The sequence below is a fragment of the Kribbella sp. NPDC051137 genome (assembly GCF_040682535.1).
In the GTDB taxonomy this organism is placed as follows: domain Bacteria; phylum Actinomycetota; class Actinomycetes; order Propionibacteriales; family Kribbellaceae; genus Kribbella; species Kribbella karoonensis.
The window spans coordinates 687,651-703,368 of record NZ_JBFBBI010000005.1 but is presented as its reverse complement, the minus strand read 5'-3'; the positions used below and the strand labels follow the sequence as shown (position 1 = coordinate 703,368).

Annotated in this window: 16 protein-coding genes; 12 read left to right on the top strand and 4 right to left on the bottom strand. The window is 69.2% G+C overall.

Going from position 1 to position 15,718, the window contains the following annotated elements; all coding sequences use genetic code 11:
• The first annotated feature begins 176 nt into the window (after positions 1-176).
• The 4 genes from AB0M51_RS29320 to AB0M51_RS29305 are packed head-to-tail and all read left to right on the top strand — an operon-like array spanning position 177 to position 2,697.
• A complete protein-coding gene (locus tag AB0M51_RS29320; RefSeq protein WP_363751336.1) occupies positions 177-806 on the top strand; it encodes a YbaB/EbfC family nucleoid-associated protein in 630 nt (209 codons plus the stop codon).
• Position 807: 1 nt separating this feature from the next.
• A complete protein-coding gene (gene recR / locus AB0M51_RS29315) occupies positions 808-1,407 on the top strand; it encodes a recombination mediator RecR (RefSeq protein WP_344189327.1) in 600 nt (199 codons plus the stop codon).
• A complete protein-coding gene (locus tag AB0M51_RS29310) occupies positions 1,400-2,044 on the top strand; it encodes a DUF5063 domain-containing protein (protein ID WP_344189329.1) in 645 nt (214 codons plus the stop codon). The genes recR and AB0M51_RS29310 overlap by 8 nt, the downstream gene beginning before the upstream one ends.
• A gap of 2 nt (positions 2,045-2,046) precedes the next feature.
• Entirely contained in the window at positions 2,047-2,697 is a 651-nt protein-coding gene (locus AB0M51_RS29305; RefSeq protein ID WP_363751333.1) for a hypothetical protein, read from the top strand.
• A 161-nt stretch (positions 2,698-2,858) separates the two neighbouring features.
• Here the strand turns inward: AB0M51_RS29305 and dinB are convergent, their stop codons facing one another.
• The gene (gene dinB, locus AB0M51_RS29300; RefSeq protein ID WP_363751331.1) at positions 2,859-4,061 is read right to left on the bottom strand and encodes a DNA polymerase IV; all 1,203 of its coding nucleotides are present in this window, start codon (positions 4,059-4,061) and stop codon (positions 2,859-2,861) included.
• An 84-nt stretch (positions 4,062-4,145) separates the two neighbouring features.
• Between dinB and AB0M51_RS29295 the strand changes: the two genes are divergently transcribed.
• Positions 4,146-5,357 carry an MFS transporter gene (locus AB0M51_RS29295; RefSeq protein ID WP_363751329.1) on the top strand — a complete coding sequence of 404 codons (1,212 nt, stop codon included), beginning with the start codon at positions 4,146-4,148 and terminating at the stop codon, positions 5,355-5,357.
• Here AB0M51_RS29295 and AB0M51_RS29290 read toward each other — a convergent pair.
• Positions 5,240-5,827 (bottom strand): dihydrofolate reductase family protein, encoded by a 588-nt coding sequence (locus AB0M51_RS29290; RefSeq protein WP_363751327.1) that lies wholly within the window; start codon positions 5,825-5,827, stop codon positions 5,240-5,242. The two genes, AB0M51_RS29295 and AB0M51_RS29290, sit on opposite strands and share 118 nt — an antisense overlap.
• Before the next feature lie 31 nt (positions 5,828-5,858).
• A complete protein-coding gene (locus AB0M51_RS29285) occupies positions 5,859-6,179 on the bottom strand; it encodes a metalloregulator ArsR/SmtB family transcription factor (protein WP_344189339.1) in 321 nt (106 codons plus the stop codon).
• Positions 6,180-6,396: 217 nt separating this feature from the next.
• Between AB0M51_RS29285 and AB0M51_RS29280 the strand changes: the two genes are divergently transcribed.
• Positions 6,397-7,668: an aspartate kinase gene (locus tag AB0M51_RS29280; RefSeq protein ID WP_344189341.1), complete on the top strand. Its 1,272-nt coding sequence runs from the start codon at positions 6,397-6,399 to the stop codon at positions 7,666-7,668.
• Positions 7,669-7,673: 5 nt separating this feature from the next.
• Positions 7,674-8,771 (top strand): aspartate-semialdehyde dehydrogenase, encoded by a 1,098-nt coding sequence (locus AB0M51_RS29275; protein WP_363751324.1) that lies wholly within the window; start codon positions 7,674-7,676, stop codon positions 8,769-8,771.
• Positions 8,772-8,802: 31 nt separating this feature from the next.
• Here the strand turns inward: AB0M51_RS29275 and AB0M51_RS29270 are convergent, their stop codons facing one another.
• Positions 8,803-9,792: a helix-turn-helix domain-containing protein gene (locus AB0M51_RS29270; protein ID WP_344189344.1), complete on the bottom strand. Its 990-nt coding sequence runs from the start codon at positions 9,790-9,792 to the stop codon at positions 8,803-8,805.
• 1,090 nt (positions 9,793-10,882) lie between these two features.
• Between AB0M51_RS29270 and AB0M51_RS29265 the strand changes: the two genes are divergently transcribed.
• From AB0M51_RS29265 to AB0M51_RS29245, 5 genes are read left to right on the top strand one after another with little or no spacing between them, the layout of a single operon-like run.
• Positions 10,883-11,749, top strand: a complete 867-nt coding sequence (locus AB0M51_RS29265; RefSeq protein WP_344189346.1) for an ABC transporter permease — start codon at positions 10,883-10,885, stop codon at positions 11,747-11,749.
• Positions 11,736-12,554 (top strand): ABC transporter ATP-binding protein, encoded by an 819-nt coding sequence (locus AB0M51_RS29260; RefSeq protein ID WP_344189348.1) that lies wholly within the window; start codon positions 11,736-11,738, stop codon positions 12,552-12,554. Before AB0M51_RS29265 ends, AB0M51_RS29260 begins: the two co-directional genes overlap by 14 nt.
• A gap of 4 nt (positions 12,555-12,558) precedes the next feature.
• On the top strand, positions 12,559-13,653 hold the full coding sequence (locus AB0M51_RS29255) for a glycosyltransferase (protein ID WP_344189350.1): 1,095 nt from the start codon (positions 12,559-12,561) through the stop codon (positions 13,651-13,653).
• Complete coding sequence (locus AB0M51_RS29250) at positions 13,650-14,972, top strand: glycosyltransferase (RefSeq protein WP_344189352.1); 1,323 nt, start codon at positions 13,650-13,652, stop codon at positions 14,970-14,972. Before AB0M51_RS29255 ends, AB0M51_RS29250 begins: the two co-directional genes overlap by 4 nt.
• Positions 14,969-15,715 carry a hypothetical protein gene (locus AB0M51_RS29245; protein ID WP_344189354.1) on the top strand — a complete coding sequence of 249 codons (747 nt, stop codon included), beginning with the start codon at positions 14,969-14,971 and terminating at the stop codon, positions 15,713-15,715. Before AB0M51_RS29250 ends, AB0M51_RS29245 begins: the two co-directional genes overlap by 4 nt.
• Positions 15,716-15,718 lie beyond the last annotated feature (3 nt).

The following is a 15,718-nucleotide window of genomic DNA, read 5'->3' as shown; positions in this document are numbered from 1 at the left end:
ACACAATCCACAGGCCTGTGGATAAGAGTGCCCACAAGGTTGTGGATAACCTGTGGGGAGAACGGCCGGTTTCGGCCGTGAGTGGGGTTGTCCGGGCGACCGGCTAGTGTTGAGGCTCCGGCTGACGGTGTGTCCGGTGCCGGGGTCAAGGAAGCGGTTCGGACGAGGAGATCGCAGTGTTCGACGGTGGCGGTGCTGGGGGCTTCGACATGTCCAACCTGCTCGCGCAGGCGCAGGCGATGCAGAACCAGCTGATGGAGGCGCAGGCCGACCTCGAGGGGCAGGAGATCGAGGGCTCGGCGGGTGGCGGTCTGGTGACCGCCCTGGTGTCCGGTACGGGTGAGCTGCTCAGCCTGGACATCAAGAAGGAGGCCGTCGACCCGGACGACATCGAGACGCTGGCCGACCTGATCGTCGCCGCGGTCCGGGACGCCTCGGAGAACGCGAAGCAGGCCGCGGCCGCCGCGATGGGACCGCTGGCCGGTGGGCTGGGTGGGGCGTTCGGTGGTGACGCAGGTGGCTTCCCGGGGTTCGGCGGCGATGCGCCGTCGGCGCCGGCCGGGTTCGGGCTACCGGGTGCGACGCCGCCCGCGGTTGAGCCGGGCGACGCCGGACCCGTGACCCCCGAAGGCGACAAGACCACGGACGGCCGGCGAGACGGCGGGCAGCCGGGCGAAGAGCGGGCCGGCGGGCAGCCAGGTGGTCGGCTCGGTGGGCAGCCGGGCGGCGGCGCGGCAAGTACTGGTGGTGTCGGGTTCGTGAACCCGGGGAGCGCGGCCGGCGAGTCCGGTCAGAACCCGGGCTGACGTGTACGAGGGGGCCGTTCAGGATCTCATCGACGAGCTGGGGCGGTTGCCCGGAGTGGGGCCGAAGTCCGCGCAGCGGATCGCGTTCCACCTGCTCGCGGCCGACGAGACCGACGTACGGCGGCTCGCGCACGTGCTCGTGCAGGTGAAGGAGAAGGTCAAGTTCTGCGAGATCTGCGGCAACGTCGCGGAGGACGTGCAGTGCCGCATCTGCCGGGATCCGCGCCGCGACCTGAGCCTGATCTGTGTGGTCGAAGAGGCCAAGGACGTGGTGGCGATCGAGCGCACCCGCGAGTTCCGCGGCCGGTACCACGTGCTCGGCGGCGCGATCTCGCCGATCGAGGGCATCGGCCCGGACGAGCTCCGGATCAAGGAGCTGCTCCAGCGGCTGGCCGGCGGTGAGGTGACCGAGATCATCCTGGCCACCGACCCGAACCTCGAGGGCGAGGCGACCGCGACGTACTTGAGCCGCTTGTTGCGGCCCATGGGCTTGCGCGTCACCCGATTGGCTAGTGGACTTCCAGTAGGCGGTGATCTCGAGTACGCCGACGAGGTCACACTCGGACGGGCGTTTGAAGGGCGACGATCGATCGATGACTGAACCAACCGATATTGCAGCACGGGCCTTGGCCACCGACAGCGAGGACCTGACCGAGTTCGCCGAGCAGATCGCCGACCAGGTCCGCAGCTTCTTGATCTCGGTGCGCGACATCGCCGCGCAGCCGGATGAGGACGGGGTCGACGAGGGCCTCGCCTCGCTGCCGTACCTGCTGCTCGAGGTGAGCCAGTTGCTGCTGGCCGGCGGGCGGCTCGGGGCGTTCGAGGACTTCGTCCCCGAGGAGCGCTTCGAGAGCGACGCCGGCCCGGATCCGGACCTGGACGCGATGCGGGACCGGCTGGCGGTGCTGTTCGAGGGCCTGGACGAGTACGCCGAGGTCTTCGACCCGTACGCGGCGCCGCCGGAGATCACCGTCAACCGGCTCTCCGACGACCTGACCGCGATCGCGACCGACCTGGTGCACGGCCTCGCGCACTACGAGGACGGCCGGGTCGTCGAGGCGCTCTGGTGGTGGCAGTTCTCGTACGTCTCCACCTGGGGTGCCGCCGCGAGCGCCGTACTGCGGGCCATCCAGTCGCTGATCGCACACGACCGGCTGGAGCCGGCGCACGACGCGGAGACCGAGGCCACCGACCGCGAGCTCGTCGAGGTCGCCGAGGAAGCCGTCCAGCGCCGGTAGCTGTGTCTGTTCTCGAGCTGGTACGGCGGTTGCCCGAGCCGGCGGTTGTCCGGCGCGTGAGCCGGGCACTCGCCGTCCTCGACGTGGTGCTGAACGACGACGAGCGGACCAGGTACTTCGAGTTCGATGCGCGGTGGTCCGCGACCGAGGAAGCCGCCTTGATGCGGGACGGGTCCGGGAACGAGTACTCGGTGGTGTTTTCCCCGGACGGGGTGTTCGGGTACGGGTTCGACCACGAGTCGCCGGTGTCGCCGTACGCGAACGGGATGCGTTCGTGGCCGGGGTTGCTCGACGGCGTACCCGAGGTGTTTCAGGAGCAGCGGGACGACAAGGCGTTCAGCGACGACGGTGTGCCGCGTGCGACCGTGTGCTTCTGGCGTACGACGGAGGACGACGCCTGGCGGTGTGGTCCTGTGGAGAACGTCGGGGCCGACGGTGCGGACGAGTTGTTCGAGTTGATCGCGGACGGCCGGCCTGAGGCGTACCTGACGTTCGCCGAGGAGTACTACGAGGTCGCCCTCGACCTGGAAGCGATCCGCCACGTGTACGCGCTGATGCCGTTGACGGAGTACGTCGTCACGTCCCTCAACCGCCACCGCCGCCTCACGGACCTCGCCGAAGACATCGCCGAAATCGGCTACCCCCGCAGTTAGGGCGTGTCTGGTGATTCCCCGCCTACTGCGGGGCACTCGGCACGGCATCTCGCCGCACGGGTGCAAAGGGAACGATGCTCCGCATCGAACCCTTCGCCCCCGCGCGCCGAGCTACCGCACCGAGCACCTCCTCGCGACGGCGCGGAATCACCAGACACGCCCTAATCGGGAAGCATCGGCATCTCGAGGCCCTGGGGCTTGCCGAGGAGGATGCCGCGGGTGATGGCGGCGGTGCCGAACTTGTCCTTGACCTGGTCGAGGGCGCTGTCGAGCTCGTTGTTCGCTGCCTTGTCGAACGGGAGCGCCAGTTGCAGGGCGGCGTCGTTCTCGAGGTTGCCGACCGAGATGCCGATCATGGTCAGGCCTTGCGCGGCGATCAGCGGCTGGGCGCCGCGGAGCAGTGCGCGCGCCGTGACCAGCAGGGCGCGCGTCTGATCGGTTGCTTGAGGCAACGTATGGGAGCGGGTCGCCCGGCTGAAGTCGTCGAAGCGCAGGCGCAGCGTGACCGTCCGGCCGGAGCGGCCCGCGGAGCGCATCCGCCGGGTGACGCGGTCGACGAGCCCGGCGAGCACGGCGTCCAGGGTGGCCGGCGACTTCGGCGAGCGGCCCAGTGCACGTTGGGATCCGATCGACCGGCGCCGCCGGCCGACCTCGATCGGCCGCGGGTCGCGGTTGTGCGCGAGCGCATGCAGATGCCGGCCGGACGCCCGTCCGAGCATCGCGACCAGCGCCGCCTCGGGCAGCATCGCGACATCGCCGACCTTGGTCAGTCCGCGGCTCCGGAGCTTCTCCGCGGTCACCTCACCGACGCCCCACAGCCGCGAGACGTCCAACGGATGCAGGAAGTCCAGCTCGCCCTCCGGCGCCACCTCGAGCAGCCCGTCAGGCTTCGCGACCCCGCTCGCCACCTTCGCCAGGAACTTCGTCCGCGCCACCCCGACCGTGATCGGCAGCCCGACCCGGGACATCACCTCGGCACGCAGCCGGACCGCGATCTCCACCGGCGTACCGCGGATCTTCCGCAGCCCGCCGACATCCAGGAACGCCTCGTCGATCGAGAGGCCCTCGACCAGCGGCGTGGTGTCCTCGAAGACCTTGAAGACGGCCCGGCTGGCCTCGGTGTACGCCGACATCCGCGGCTCCACCACGATCGCCCCGGGGCATCGGCGGAGCGCCTGGCCGCCGTTCATCGCGGTCCGCACGCCGTACGCCTTCGCCTCGTAGCTGCAGGCGAGCACCACTCCGGCGCCGACGATCACCGGCCGCCCGCGCAGGCGTGGGTCGTCGCGCTGCTCGACCGACGCGTAGAACGCGTCCAGATCGGCATGCAGGATCGTCGCCGCGCCTGGCAAGGACACGAACATATGTTCGCATAATCCCCCGACACAAAGCGAGATAGGGAGAATTCCCGAAGCGCCGGACATCGATGTCAGGAAACAATGCACGGTATGGACCTGTCGGCGTACCGCGACCTCTGGAAGACCCGTGGCGTGATGGCGCTGCTCGCCTCGGCGCTGGTCGCCCGGCTGCCGGTGCTGGCGACGATGGTCCCGCTGTCCTTCCTCGCCAAGGACGCGGCCGGCAACTTCGGCTGGGCCGGTGTGGTGGCCGGCGCCTACTCCGTCGGTACGGCGGTCGCGAGCGTGGTCTGGTCCCGGATGGCGGACCGGAAGGGCGCCCGCAAGGTCGTCATCGGCACCGGCATGGCCTGGGGCGCTTCGATGGCGGTCGTCGCGCTCCTCCCGTACAGCTGGTACCGGCTGCTCCCGGTGGCCGCCGCGGTCGCCGGCGTCTGCGTCGCCCCGGTCACCTCGGCCCTGCGGGCGAACTGGCCGCGGATCGTGCACGGATCGCGGCTGCGTGCGGTGTACTCGCTGGACGCGACCGCGCAGGAGCTGCTGTTCGTCATCGGCCCGATGTCCGGCGCCGTGATCGTCAGCTTCGCGAGCCCGCGCGCCGGCCTGCTCGCCTGTGCCGTGACCGCGGCCGCGAGCATCTGGTGGTTCGGCCTCAGCCAGCAGTCCGGGTCGCACCATGACGAGAACTCCGGCCCGCGCCCGACCGCCCGCGAGCTGCTGTTCCATCCGCATCGTGCCCCGCTGCTCGTCGCCTGGGCGTGCCTCGTGATGGCCTTCGCGGCGATGTCGCTCGGTATGGTCGCGGTCGCGGACCAGCACGGGAACCGGCTGATCGCGGGCGTGCTGGAGATGGTCGCCGCGATCGGCAGCGTCAGCGGCGGCGTGATCAACGGCGCACTGCCCGGCCGGCGGAACTCGTACGTCTGGCGGCGGATGCTGGCGCTCGCGGTCCTGGTCTCCGGCTGTGTCTTCGTGACCTCGTCGGTGGTCGCGCTGGCGGTGATGATGTTCGCGGCCGGCTGCCTGATCGCGCCGACGATCGCCGCGGTCTACGAGCGGATCGGCGAGCTCACCCCGCAGTCCGCCCACACCGAGATCTTCGGATGGGCGCAGAGCGGCGGCATGGTCGGCTCGGCAGTCGGGTCAGCCGTGGCCGGCGCGGTGGTCGAGGCGTTCGGCGTCCGCTACGCGTGGGTCCTGGCGGCCGGTCTCGGCGTACTGGCGACCCTGTCCCTGCTGCGCGTGCCTCCCCACCGCCCGTCGGACATCAGCGTGGTCGACGGTACGGCGGTCGCCGCGTAGCGGACCCGGTAGTTCGCCTCGAGTACGCCGCCGTCGCGCGCGCACATCGAGATCAGCCGCAGCTGCCGGCGGTCCAGCAACGTACCGCGGCCGGCGGCGACCGGGTGGACCAGCAGCGACACCTCGTCGATCAGGCGCCACTTGAGCAGCGAGCGGATCAGCGTCAGGCTGCCGATCACGTGCAGCTCCTCGCCCGGCACGGACTTCAGCGCGGTCAGCACGCGGCGGGTCTCGCCCTGCAGCATCTCTGTCCCCGGGCGGGCGACCACCGGGCGGGAGGCGACCACGAGGTTCCGGGTGTGTTGCGGTACGCCGAGCGAACCGGCGTACCGCTCGAACGTCCGGCGGCCGAACAGCACGGTCCCGGACGCGGGCATCAGCTGTCCGAGCGCGGCGCGCGGCAGCCACTGCTCCGGGCGCTCCACGATGCCGTCCTCGGACATGCACAGCCTGGCCACAATGTTCCGCATATCAACCCAGATGCAGGCACGGACGCAAAGGTTATGAGCGGCGGCCGCGATGCAGTTCGGTCTCCAGCGCGTCCAGCCGGTTGGTCCAGAACTTCCGGTACCGGTCCAGCCAGGTGTCGATCTCCCGCAGTGGCTCGGGCGCGACGGCGTACAGCCGCCGGGTGCCGTCGACGGTCACGGTCGCGAACCCGTTGTCACGCAGCACCTTCAGATGCTGGGAGACGGCCGGCTGGCTGATCCCGAACTCCGTGCCGATGGTGCCGGCGATGCTGCCGGCCGGCAGCTCGCCCTCGGCGAGCAGCTCCAGGATCCGGCGCCGGACCGGGTCGCCGAGGATGTCGAAGGCGTGCACCCGGCAATTATTTCAGTGTTGGCTTATATGAACAAGAACCATTTCCCGCTTGAACCGCGCGGCGTCGGGGAACGTTCGGTGCGGAGGGTGATCTGCCGGACCGGGTGCTGGTCAGCCGGTAGGCAACGGTCAGGTCACGGCTAGAATGACCACCGAGACTACGCCTGGTGCAACGCCGCACGGCGTACCGCAACCAGTGGTTTGAGGAGACAACACTGTGGGACGCGTCGTACACAAGTACGGCGGTTCTTCGGTCGCCGACGCCGATGGCATCAAGCGCGTGGCCCAACGGATCGTCGCGACGAAGAAGGCCGGGAACGACGTGGTGGTCGTCATCTCCGCGATGGGGGACACCACCGACGAACTGATGGACCTGGCCCAGCAGGTCTCTCCGCTGCCGCCGCCGCGCGAGCTCGACATGCTGCTCACCTCGGGTGAGCGGATCTCGGCCGCGCTGCTCGCGATGGCGATCGCCAACCTGGGGTACGAAGCACGCAGCTTCACCGGCTCGCAGGCCGGCGTGATCACCACCTCCGCGCACGGCAACGCCCGGATCATCGACATCACCCCGGGCCGGATCGAGGAGTCGCTGGGCGAGGGGCACATCGCGATCGTGGCCGGGTTCCAGGGCGTCGCCCAGGACACCAAGGACATCACCACGATGGGCCGCGGCGCCTCCGACACCACCGCGGTCGCGCTCGCCGCCGCGCTGGAGGCGGACTACTGCGAGATCTACACCGACGTGGACGGCATCTTCACCGCGGACCCGCGGATCGTGCCGGCCGCGCAGCAGATCCCGAAGATCTCCTACGAGGAGATGCTCGAGATGGCGGCCTGCGGCGCGAAGGTGCTGCACCTGCGGTGTGTCGAGTACGCCCGCCGCTACAACGTCCCCGTCCATGTGCGTTCCTCCTTCTCGCAGAAGGAAGGCACCTGGGTCGTCGATGCGAAGGAACTGGATCAAACGATGGAACAGGCGATCATCTCCGGCGTGGTGCAGGACACCAAAGAGGCCAAGATCACGGTGGTCGGGGTCCCCGACAAGCCGGGTGAGGCGGCCCGGATCTTCGAGACGGTCGCCGGTGCCGACACCAACATCGACATGATCGTGCAGAACGTGTCGGCGGTGGCCACCAACCGCACCGACATCTCGTTCACGCTGCCGCGCGCCGACGGCGCCCGGGCGATGTCCGCGCTGGCCCGGATGAAGGACGAGGTCGGCTACGAGCAGTTGCTGTACGACGACCAGATCGGCAAGGTCTCGGTCGTCGGGGTCGGAATGCGCTCGCACCCGGGCGTGTCCGCGAAGTTCTTCTCCGCGCTCGCCGACGCCGGCGTGAACATCGAGATGATCTCCACCTCGGAGATCCGGATCTCGGTGGTCGTGGACGAGAACCTGGTGAACGCCGCCGTGACCGCGGCGCACACCGCATTCGATCTGGACGACGAGCACACCCAGGCTGTCGTGTACGGAGGAACGGGACGGTGACCCCTGTGAGCGCTGTGGAGAACACGATCGAGGACCGGACGGGTCTGCCCTCGCTGGCGGTGGTCGGTGCGACCGGCGCCGTCGGGACGGTGATGCTGACCCTGCTCTCGACCAGGCAGAACGTCTGGGGCGAGATCCGGCTGATCGCCTCCGAGCGCTCCGCGGGTAAGCAGCTCGTGGTCCGCGGCGAGACCGTCGAGGTGATCGCGCTCAGCGAGGACGCCTTCGACGGCATCGACGTCGCGATGTTCGACGTACCGGACGAGGTGTCCGCGCACTGGGCGCCGATCGCGGCCGCCAAGGGTGCGGTCGTGGTGGACAACTCGGGCGCGTTCCGGATGGATCCCGACATACCGCTGGTGGTTCCGGAGGTGAACGCCGAGGCGGCCCGGAACCGGCCGAAGGGCATCATCTCGAACCCGAACTGCACGACGCTCTCGATGATCGTGGCGATGGGCGCGCTGCACCACCGGTACGAGCTCGAGCAGCTGGTCGTCGCCTCGTACCAGGCCGCGTCCGGGGCCGGGCAGTCCGGGATCGACGCGTTGTACGACCAGCTGGCGAAGGTTGCCGGCAACCGTGAGCTCGGGAGCTCGCCGGGCGACGTACGGCGCGTCGTCGGGAACGACCTCGGCCCGTTCGCGGCACCGCTGGCGCTGAACGTCGTACCGTGGGCCGGCTCGCTGAAGGACGACGGGTGGTCGTCGGAGGAGCTGAAGGTGCGCAACGAGTCGCGCAAGATCCTCGGCCTGCCGGATCTGAAGGTGTCCGCGACGTGTGTCCGGGTGCCGGTGGTGACGACGCACTCGTTGTCTGTGCACGCGCGGTTCGTGCAGGAGGTCGACGCCGACGGGGCTCGTGAGGTACTGCGGGACGCGCCGGGCGTGCTGCTGTTCGACAACCCGGCCGAGGGCGAGTTCCCGACCCCGGCGGACGTGGTCGGCACCGACCCGACCTGGGTCGGCCGGATCCGCAAGTCGCTCGACGACCCGAACGCGCTGGAGCTGTTCGTCTGCGGCGACAACCTGCGGAAGGGCGCGGCGCTGAACACCGCGCAGATCGCCGAGGTCGTCGCCAAGGAGTTCATCCCCGCCGAAGCCTGACGGAGGGGCCCACAGCGGGCCCCTCGTTCATTTACAGCCAGTTCTCGCGGGCGGCGTGCAGGGCCAGTTGGAAGCGGGTGCTGGCGCCTGTGCGGTTCATCAGGCGTTCGAGGTAGCGGAAGAACGTGCGGCGGCTGATGCCGAGCGTGCGGGCGATGGTGTCGTCCGCGGCACCGGTCGCGAGGAGGGCCAGTAGGCGGCGCTCGATCGGCTCGAGTCGGTCGTCCTCCGTGCCGACCGACGCGTGTAGCGGGAGCGCGTTCCGCCAGCACAGCTCGAACATCCCGATCAGCGCGGTCAGCAGACTGCTCGGCCGGATGATCAGCAGCGAACGGTTCACCTCGGTGTCGCGCACCGACATCGACACGTAGGCGATCGAGCCGTCGATGATCGTCAGCTTCGCCGGTACGTCGGGCAGCACCCGGGCCTGCTCGCCCGCCTCCACGCACGGGAGGATGTTCTCGGTCAGGTACCCCGGCACCTCGACGGACTCCGGCGAGTAGACGACCCGGTAGGCGACGCCGCGCTTCAGGTGGTCGATCTCCTCCTGGTTCGGGCCGCCGATGTAGTACGGCGGGGAGTCGATCGCCAGGATCTCGCGCTGGACGCTGTTCTTGATCTGGTGGATCCGCTCGACGATCGCGTTGCCGGTGACGACCTCGATCAGGTGTGTCGTCGACTCGCTGTGCACGGTCCGGCGGAACTCGTCGTACGCGTTCAGCACCTCGATCCGGGCCTGCTTCAGCTCGGACTCGCGGCGCAGCGTCATCGCTTCCAGGCCGGCGTCCGGCGGCACCGGCAGGTACCGGGAGTGGTCCGAGCCGGACCGCCGCGCGAGACCGGCCTGCACCAGCCCGCTGAGCGTGCTGTCGATCGAGCCCGTCCGGTCCGGGACCGCGTCGTCCAGTTCGACGATCGACGACGGCCCGGTCCGCAGCAGGTGCTGGTAGACCCTGATCTCGTCGTCGTTGAGCCCGAGCACTCGCAAATGGTCGGCACGCTCCGTGTCCGTTGTGCTCACGACTCTTCCCTCCCTGCCGATTGCCGTCACCTCCCGCTACCGTCCCTCCAGGTTAGAGGGGTCGTTCCAGCACGGAAGGCACTGTCCGTGTCGGGGCAGCTGCGCGCAGCGATATTTGTTGTCCTGTCAGCATTCTTGTGCCGTGTCACCATCTGGCCACCATTTCCGCGCGGTCGTGAGCGAGAATTGAGGTCCAGCAGCCCGGCGACGGACCACCTGAGCGCCGCCGGGCTGCTGTTCCAATTCTGGCCCGTGCCGGCTGTCCCGTCAGCGACCCCGGTTTCGGTTGGATCTCGATCCGGCGCATCGGTGCCCTCGCACTTCCGTGCCATCACCGGCTGTGCCGGAGGGTGTACAAACTGTGGCATCTCCCATCGTGAGGCCGATTGAGGAGGAGTGCCCGATGCGACCGGTTCCGCCGTGTGCAGCCGCCCGTCGTGTCCGGTATGCCGCCCCCAGCGCGAAGGCATCTTTGCAGGGATCCCGCGTAGCGCTGTCCTCCGCTGTCGGCCCCGAGAGGCCGATGACCGCCGCCCTGGTCATCGCGCCGAAGGATCCGGTGCCACCGTTCGCGACCGCCCAGCGCGGACAAGGGCCCGGATCGATGGTGGAACCCCGGGAGCTGCCGACGGGTGCTCCGTGGACGGTGAGGCTGTTCACGGCGACTCCGGACGTGCTGTTGCGCGATACGTCCGGCCCACGTCCGCGGCTCTCGGGGTCCTGCCACTGAACTGGTGTGCCGCGTCACGCCAACTTCGCGCCGGAGCGTAGCGTCGTACCTGATGATTTGACCGCGATTTGACTTGCCTGGAAGGCGTTTTGGCCGTCGCTGGCTGTCAAATGTATATTCCGGATAACGATCGGCGAAGGACGACGCAGGTGTTGTGGATGCAGCGGGGCACGACGTTCGGTAGCCGTCCGTACGTCGTTGCTCACTAAGGAGGACCGCTGTGTCGTCGGCGTCCGAGCGGATCCGCTACTCTGCTTCCCGGTCTGCGTGGGCCGCCGCCGTACCCCGTGCGGTGTCCGCCGAAACCCAGGTGATCGGCCATCGTGGATCCAATTTCCGGCAGAGAGAGGCATCGCCTGCATGAACGCGACTAGCGTCGACGAGGAGTTCAACCCGTCGGTGCATGTGTACGAACCGCACAAGGTCGGACTGCCGGCTCTGCGCCCGTACTTCAAGGCGCTCTGGCAGCGACGGGAGTTCGCGGCGGAGATGTCCCGGACGAACATCCGGGGTGCGCACACGAACACCTTCTTCGGCCAGGTGTGGCTGGTGCTGAACCCGCTGCTCCTCGCCCTGGTGTACTACCTGCTGACCGACATCATCGCCGGTGGCGGTGCCCGGGTCGACGCAGGACTGCGGTTCGCTCACATGTGCGGCGGCCTGTTCGCCTTCTATTACTTCTCCGGTGCGATGACGGCCGGGGCGGCCAGCGTGGTCGGCGGCGGCAAGCTGCTGATGAACCAGTCGTTCCCGCGGATGCTGCTGCCGCTGTCGGCGGTGCGGACCGCGTTCTTCCGGTTCGTGCCGACCCTGCTGGTCTACCTCGTCATCCACGTGCTGATGGGCCAGAAACTGCGCTGGCAGATGCTGCTGGCTCCGGTCTTCCTGGTCATGCTGACGGTGTTCGCCGCCGGCATGGGGATGATCTTCGCCGCCCTGCAGGTGTACTTCCGGGACACCGCGAGCTTCCTGCCGTACTTCGTGCGGATCTGGCTGTACATGTCCCCGGTGCTGTGGTTCATCGAGCAGGCTCCGCCGAGGTTCAAGGGCTTCATCCAGTACAACCCGCTGTACCCGCTGCTCGGCGGCTGGACCGACCTGCTGGTCAAGGGACACATCCCGCCCATGCAGCTGTGGATCGCCGGTGCGTTCTGGGCGGTGCTGGCCTTCGTCGTGGGTTCTTTGTTCTTCATGTCGAGGGAGCGTGATTTCGTTGTCCGTCTCTGAGACCGAGAAGAAGCCGATGCAGAAGACCCCGTCCTCCATGCCCGCCGTCAAGGTGCAGGACGTGTCGATCACCTACCGGACCACGTTCGAGCGGGTCCCGACCTTCAAGAGCGCGATCGTCCGGCTCGGCCGCGGCGAGCGCGCGGTCCGCGAGGTCGAGGCCGTCCAGCACGTGTCGTTCGACGTCAACCACGGCACCACGATCGGCATCATCGGCGCGAACGGTGCCGGCAAGTCGACGCTGATGCGTTCGATCGCCGGCATCCTGCCGCCGACCTCGGGCCGGATCGAGGTACACGGCCGGGTCTCCACGCTGCTGTCGCTGGGTGTCGGCTTCAACGCCGCGCTGTCCGGCAAGGAGAACGTGGTCCTCGGTGGGCTGGCGGCCGGCCTGAGCCGCAAGGAGATCGAGGCCCGGTACGAGGAGATCGCCGAATTCGCCGAGCTCGGCGACTTCATGGAGATGCCGATGCGGACCTACTCGTCCGGCATGTTCAGCCGGCTGGCGTTCTCGGTCGCGGTGCACATGGACCCGGACATCCTGCTGATCGACGAGGCGCTGTCCGCCGGTGACGCGTCGTTCAAGACCAAGGCCGCCGCGAAGATGTCGGAGCTGGTCACGAACAGCCGGACGATGTTCCTGGTCAGCCACGCGATGAGCAGTGTCCGCGAGATGTGCAACGACTGCATCTGGCTGCACAAGGGCAAGCTGATGATGCGCGGCGAGCCCAACGAGGTCATCCAGGCCTACACGAAGTTCCTGCAGGTCGGGGAAGCAGAAGCAGTCTCACTCGAGGACCTCTGAGGCGATGTCACGCAGTACGGCGCCGGACGTGGGGATCATCACGACCGGCCACGACGTGGCCGATGCGCGCCTGCACAAGATCACCGCGGCCCTGCAGCACCGCGACCTCACGGTCGAGCTGTGGGGCCTCGGCGATGCGGACGGCGGTCCGGCCGGTGCGACCGTGCACTCCGGACCGCGCGGCAACCTGGTGCAGCGCCTGGCCCGGACCGCCGTACTGCCGTGGCGGACCAGCGCGAAGGTCGTCATGACCGTCGACCCGGACATGATCCCGGTCACCCGGCTGGTCACCGCGCTCCGGCGGCGCAAGCTGGTCGTCGACGTGCACGAGGACTACGAGCGGCTGCTGGCCGACCGCGCCTGGGCGAAGGGTCCGGCCGGCTTGCCGGCCCGGCTGATCGTCCGCGCGGGGTCGAAGCTGGCCGCGGGCGCCGACCTGACGGTGGTCGCCGACTCGCATCTCGCACCGCACCAGGCGAAGCACCGCCTGGTGGTGCAGAACCTGCCCGACCACGGCTTCCTGGCCCCGTCCCCGCCGACCGGCACCCCGCGCGCGGTGTACGTCGGGGACCTGCGCACCAGCCGTGGACTGTTCGACATGGTCGAGACCGTCGCCGCGGCGCCGGAGTGGTCTCTCGACCTGGTCGGCCCGGTCGCACCGTCGGACCGGGACCGGATCGAGGCCCGGATCGCTCAGCCCGACCTGGACGGCCGGGTCCGGTTGCACGGGCGCCAGCCACCCGCCGACGCGTGGCGGATCGCACACGGCGCCTGGGCGAGCCTCGCCATGCTGCAGCCGACCCCGGCGTTCATCGAGGCGATGCCGTCGAAGATCTACGAGTACCTCGCCAGCGGCCTTCCCGTGCTGTCCACCCGGCTGCCCCGGCAGTCGAAGGTGATCGAGGAGTCCGGTGGCGGAGTCCTGGTGGACTCGGTGGCGGAGGCGTCCGAGACCCTGCGGCGCTGGTCCGCGGACCCCGGTGAGCTGGAGAAGCTGCGCGACCACGCGCTGCAGTGGGCGAGCACGAACCTGCCCACGAACACGCCGTACGACGACCTGGCCGACGCAATTCTCAATTTGCTAAGAGGAACTGCATGACCGACCGCCCACACCTGTTGTACGTCGCCTGGGGCTTCCCGCCCTGCCGGGGCGGCGGTGTCTACCGGGCACTGGCCACGGCCAACCGGTTCGCCGCGCTCGGCTGGAAGGTGACCGTGCTGACGGCCGACCGCGACACGTTCTTCCGGTTCACCGGTGCGGACCTGACCCTCGAGGAACGGGTCGACCCGTCCGTCGAGGTCGTCCGGGTGCCGTTCGAGTGGCCGATCCTGGAGGCCGACCTGCGGCGCTGGTCCAAGCGCCGCGCCTCGAACCCGAAGCTCTGGGCCAAGTGGCGCACCAAGCAGGACCAGATCCCGTTCCCGGAGAGCGGGTACGGCCCCTGGCGCTCGGTGATCGAGAAGGCCGCCGAGCGGATCCACCGCGCGCACAAGGTCGACCTGACGGTCGCCACGGCCAACCCGCACGTCGCGTTCACGGCGGCGTACCACCTGCACAAGAAGTTCCAGGTGCCGTACGTGATGGACTACCGCGACGCGTGGCTGCTGGACGTCTTCACCGGTGACCGGCTGCACGAGCCGAACAGCCGCGCCGCCCGCTGGGAGAAGAAGCTGGTCGAGTCCGCTCGCGAGGTCTGGTTCGTGAACGACCCGATCAAGGAGTGGCACGAGAAGCTCTACCCGGCGCAGGCGTCGAAGATGCACACGGTCGCCAACGGGTTCGACCCGGACCTGGTGCCGGACACGCAGGACCGCGGCGCGGTCACCGATCGCCCGCTGGTCTTCGGGTACGTCGGGACCGTGTCGCCGAAGGTGCCGCTGAAGGAGTTCGTCGAGGGCTGGCAGCTCGCGAAGGAGCAGTCCGAGGAGCTGGCCGGCGCGAAGGCCAAGATCCACGGGTACCTGGGGTACTACGCCCAGCCGCGGGCGGACATGCTCGCCACGATCAACGCCGCCGCGGATGCCGGGGTCAGCTACGAGGGCCCGGTCGGCAAGGCCGAGATCGCGAAGGCGTACGACGAGTTCGACGCGCAGCTGCTGATGCTGGGCAAGGGGCGGTACGTCACCAGCGGGAAGGTGTTCGAGTACCTCGCGACCGGCCTGCCGGTGGTGTCGGTGCACGACCCGGAGAACGCGGCGTCCGACGTACTGCGCGGGCATCCGTTGTGGTTCCCGGTGAGCGACGTGACGCCGGAGGCGATCGCCGCGGCACTGATCGAGGCGGCGCACGCTGCCAGGACGGCTGATGAGGGTATCCGCGCGAAGGCGCGCGAGTTCGGTGCGTCGTACCGGCGGGACCTGCAGCTCGATCCGCGGATCGAGTCGCTGGCCGCGAGTGTGAAGGGAGTCGCCGCATGAGTAACGTCGTACTGCTGTCGACGCGGCGGCTGCCGCCGACGTACTTCGACCAGGTCCGCGAGGACCTCGGTGACCAGGACATCACGATCGACGTGGTCGGCTGGGTCGCTCCGTCGGCGTGGGTCGCCGACAAGGTCAACACGTTCACGCTCATCGGCCCCGGTCGGATGCCGGCCGCCCCGGCCCCCGAGCCGGAGCCCAGCACCGAGCCGACCGACGAGGCCCCCGACGCCGTCATCGCCCCCGAGGCGGTCGCCGCCCCGGAAACCGTCGTCGAGGACGAGGCAAAGGTCGCCCCGGCCGCCTCCCAGGTGGCAGCCTCCGCCGAGGAGGCGCCCGCCCCGCCTCCACCCCCGGCCGCGGCGAGCAGGCCGGCTGCGGCGAAGCCGCGGCCTACTGGGGCGAAGCGCGTGGTGAAGGCTGTGGAGTGGCGGGCGCGGAAGGCTCGCAAGGTGGCCGGCAGGATGTTGCCGCCGGCAATCAAGGGTTCGGCGCCGGTGAAGTTCCTGCGTGGTCAGCGCGCCACCAGCGACCTCGGCAAGAACTACTGGGAGCGCGTCCTCAGCCGTCGTGACGTGCTGGCGACCATCGACCGGGCGGACGTCGTGATCGCGCTGGACGCCGGCGCGATCTGGGCCGGCTGGAACCTCGGTCAGCGCAAGGCCAGCACCCCAGTCGTGCTCGGTCTGCCGGCCGCCCGCCGTGAGCTCGACATGATGAAGGCCCCAGCAGGTAATGGATGACAC

Coding starts and splice junctions, on each gene's coding strand:
- AB0M51_RS29295 (WP_363751329.1), top strand. CDS start 4,146: ATGGACCTGTCGGCGTACCGCGACCTCTGGAAGACCCGTGGCGTGATG.
- AB0M51_RS29290 (WP_363751327.1), bottom strand. CDS start 5,827: ATGCGGAACATTGTGGCCAGGCTGTGCATGTCCGAGGACGGCATCGTG.
- AB0M51_RS29250 (WP_344189352.1), top strand. CDS start 13,650: ATGACCGACCGCCCACACCTGTTGTACGTCGCCTGGGGCTTCCCGCCC.
- AB0M51_RS29255 (WP_344189350.1), top strand. CDS start 12,559: ATGTCACGCAGTACGGCGCCGGACGTGGGGATCATCACGACCGGCCAC.
- AB0M51_RS29245 (WP_344189354.1), top strand. CDS start 14,969: ATGAGTAACGTCGTACTGCTGTCGACGCGGCGGCTGCCGCCGACGTAC.
- AB0M51_RS29265 (WP_344189346.1), top strand. CDS start 10,883: ATGAACGCGACTAGCGTCGACGAGGAGTTCAACCCGTCGGTGCATGTG.
- dinB (WP_363751331.1), bottom strand. CDS start 4,061: ATGTTCGTGTCCTTGCCAGGCGCGGCGACGATCCTGCATGCCGATCTG.
- AB0M51_RS29310 (WP_344189329.1), top strand. CDS start 1,400: ATGACTGAACCAACCGATATTGCAGCACGGGCCTTGGCCACCGACAGC.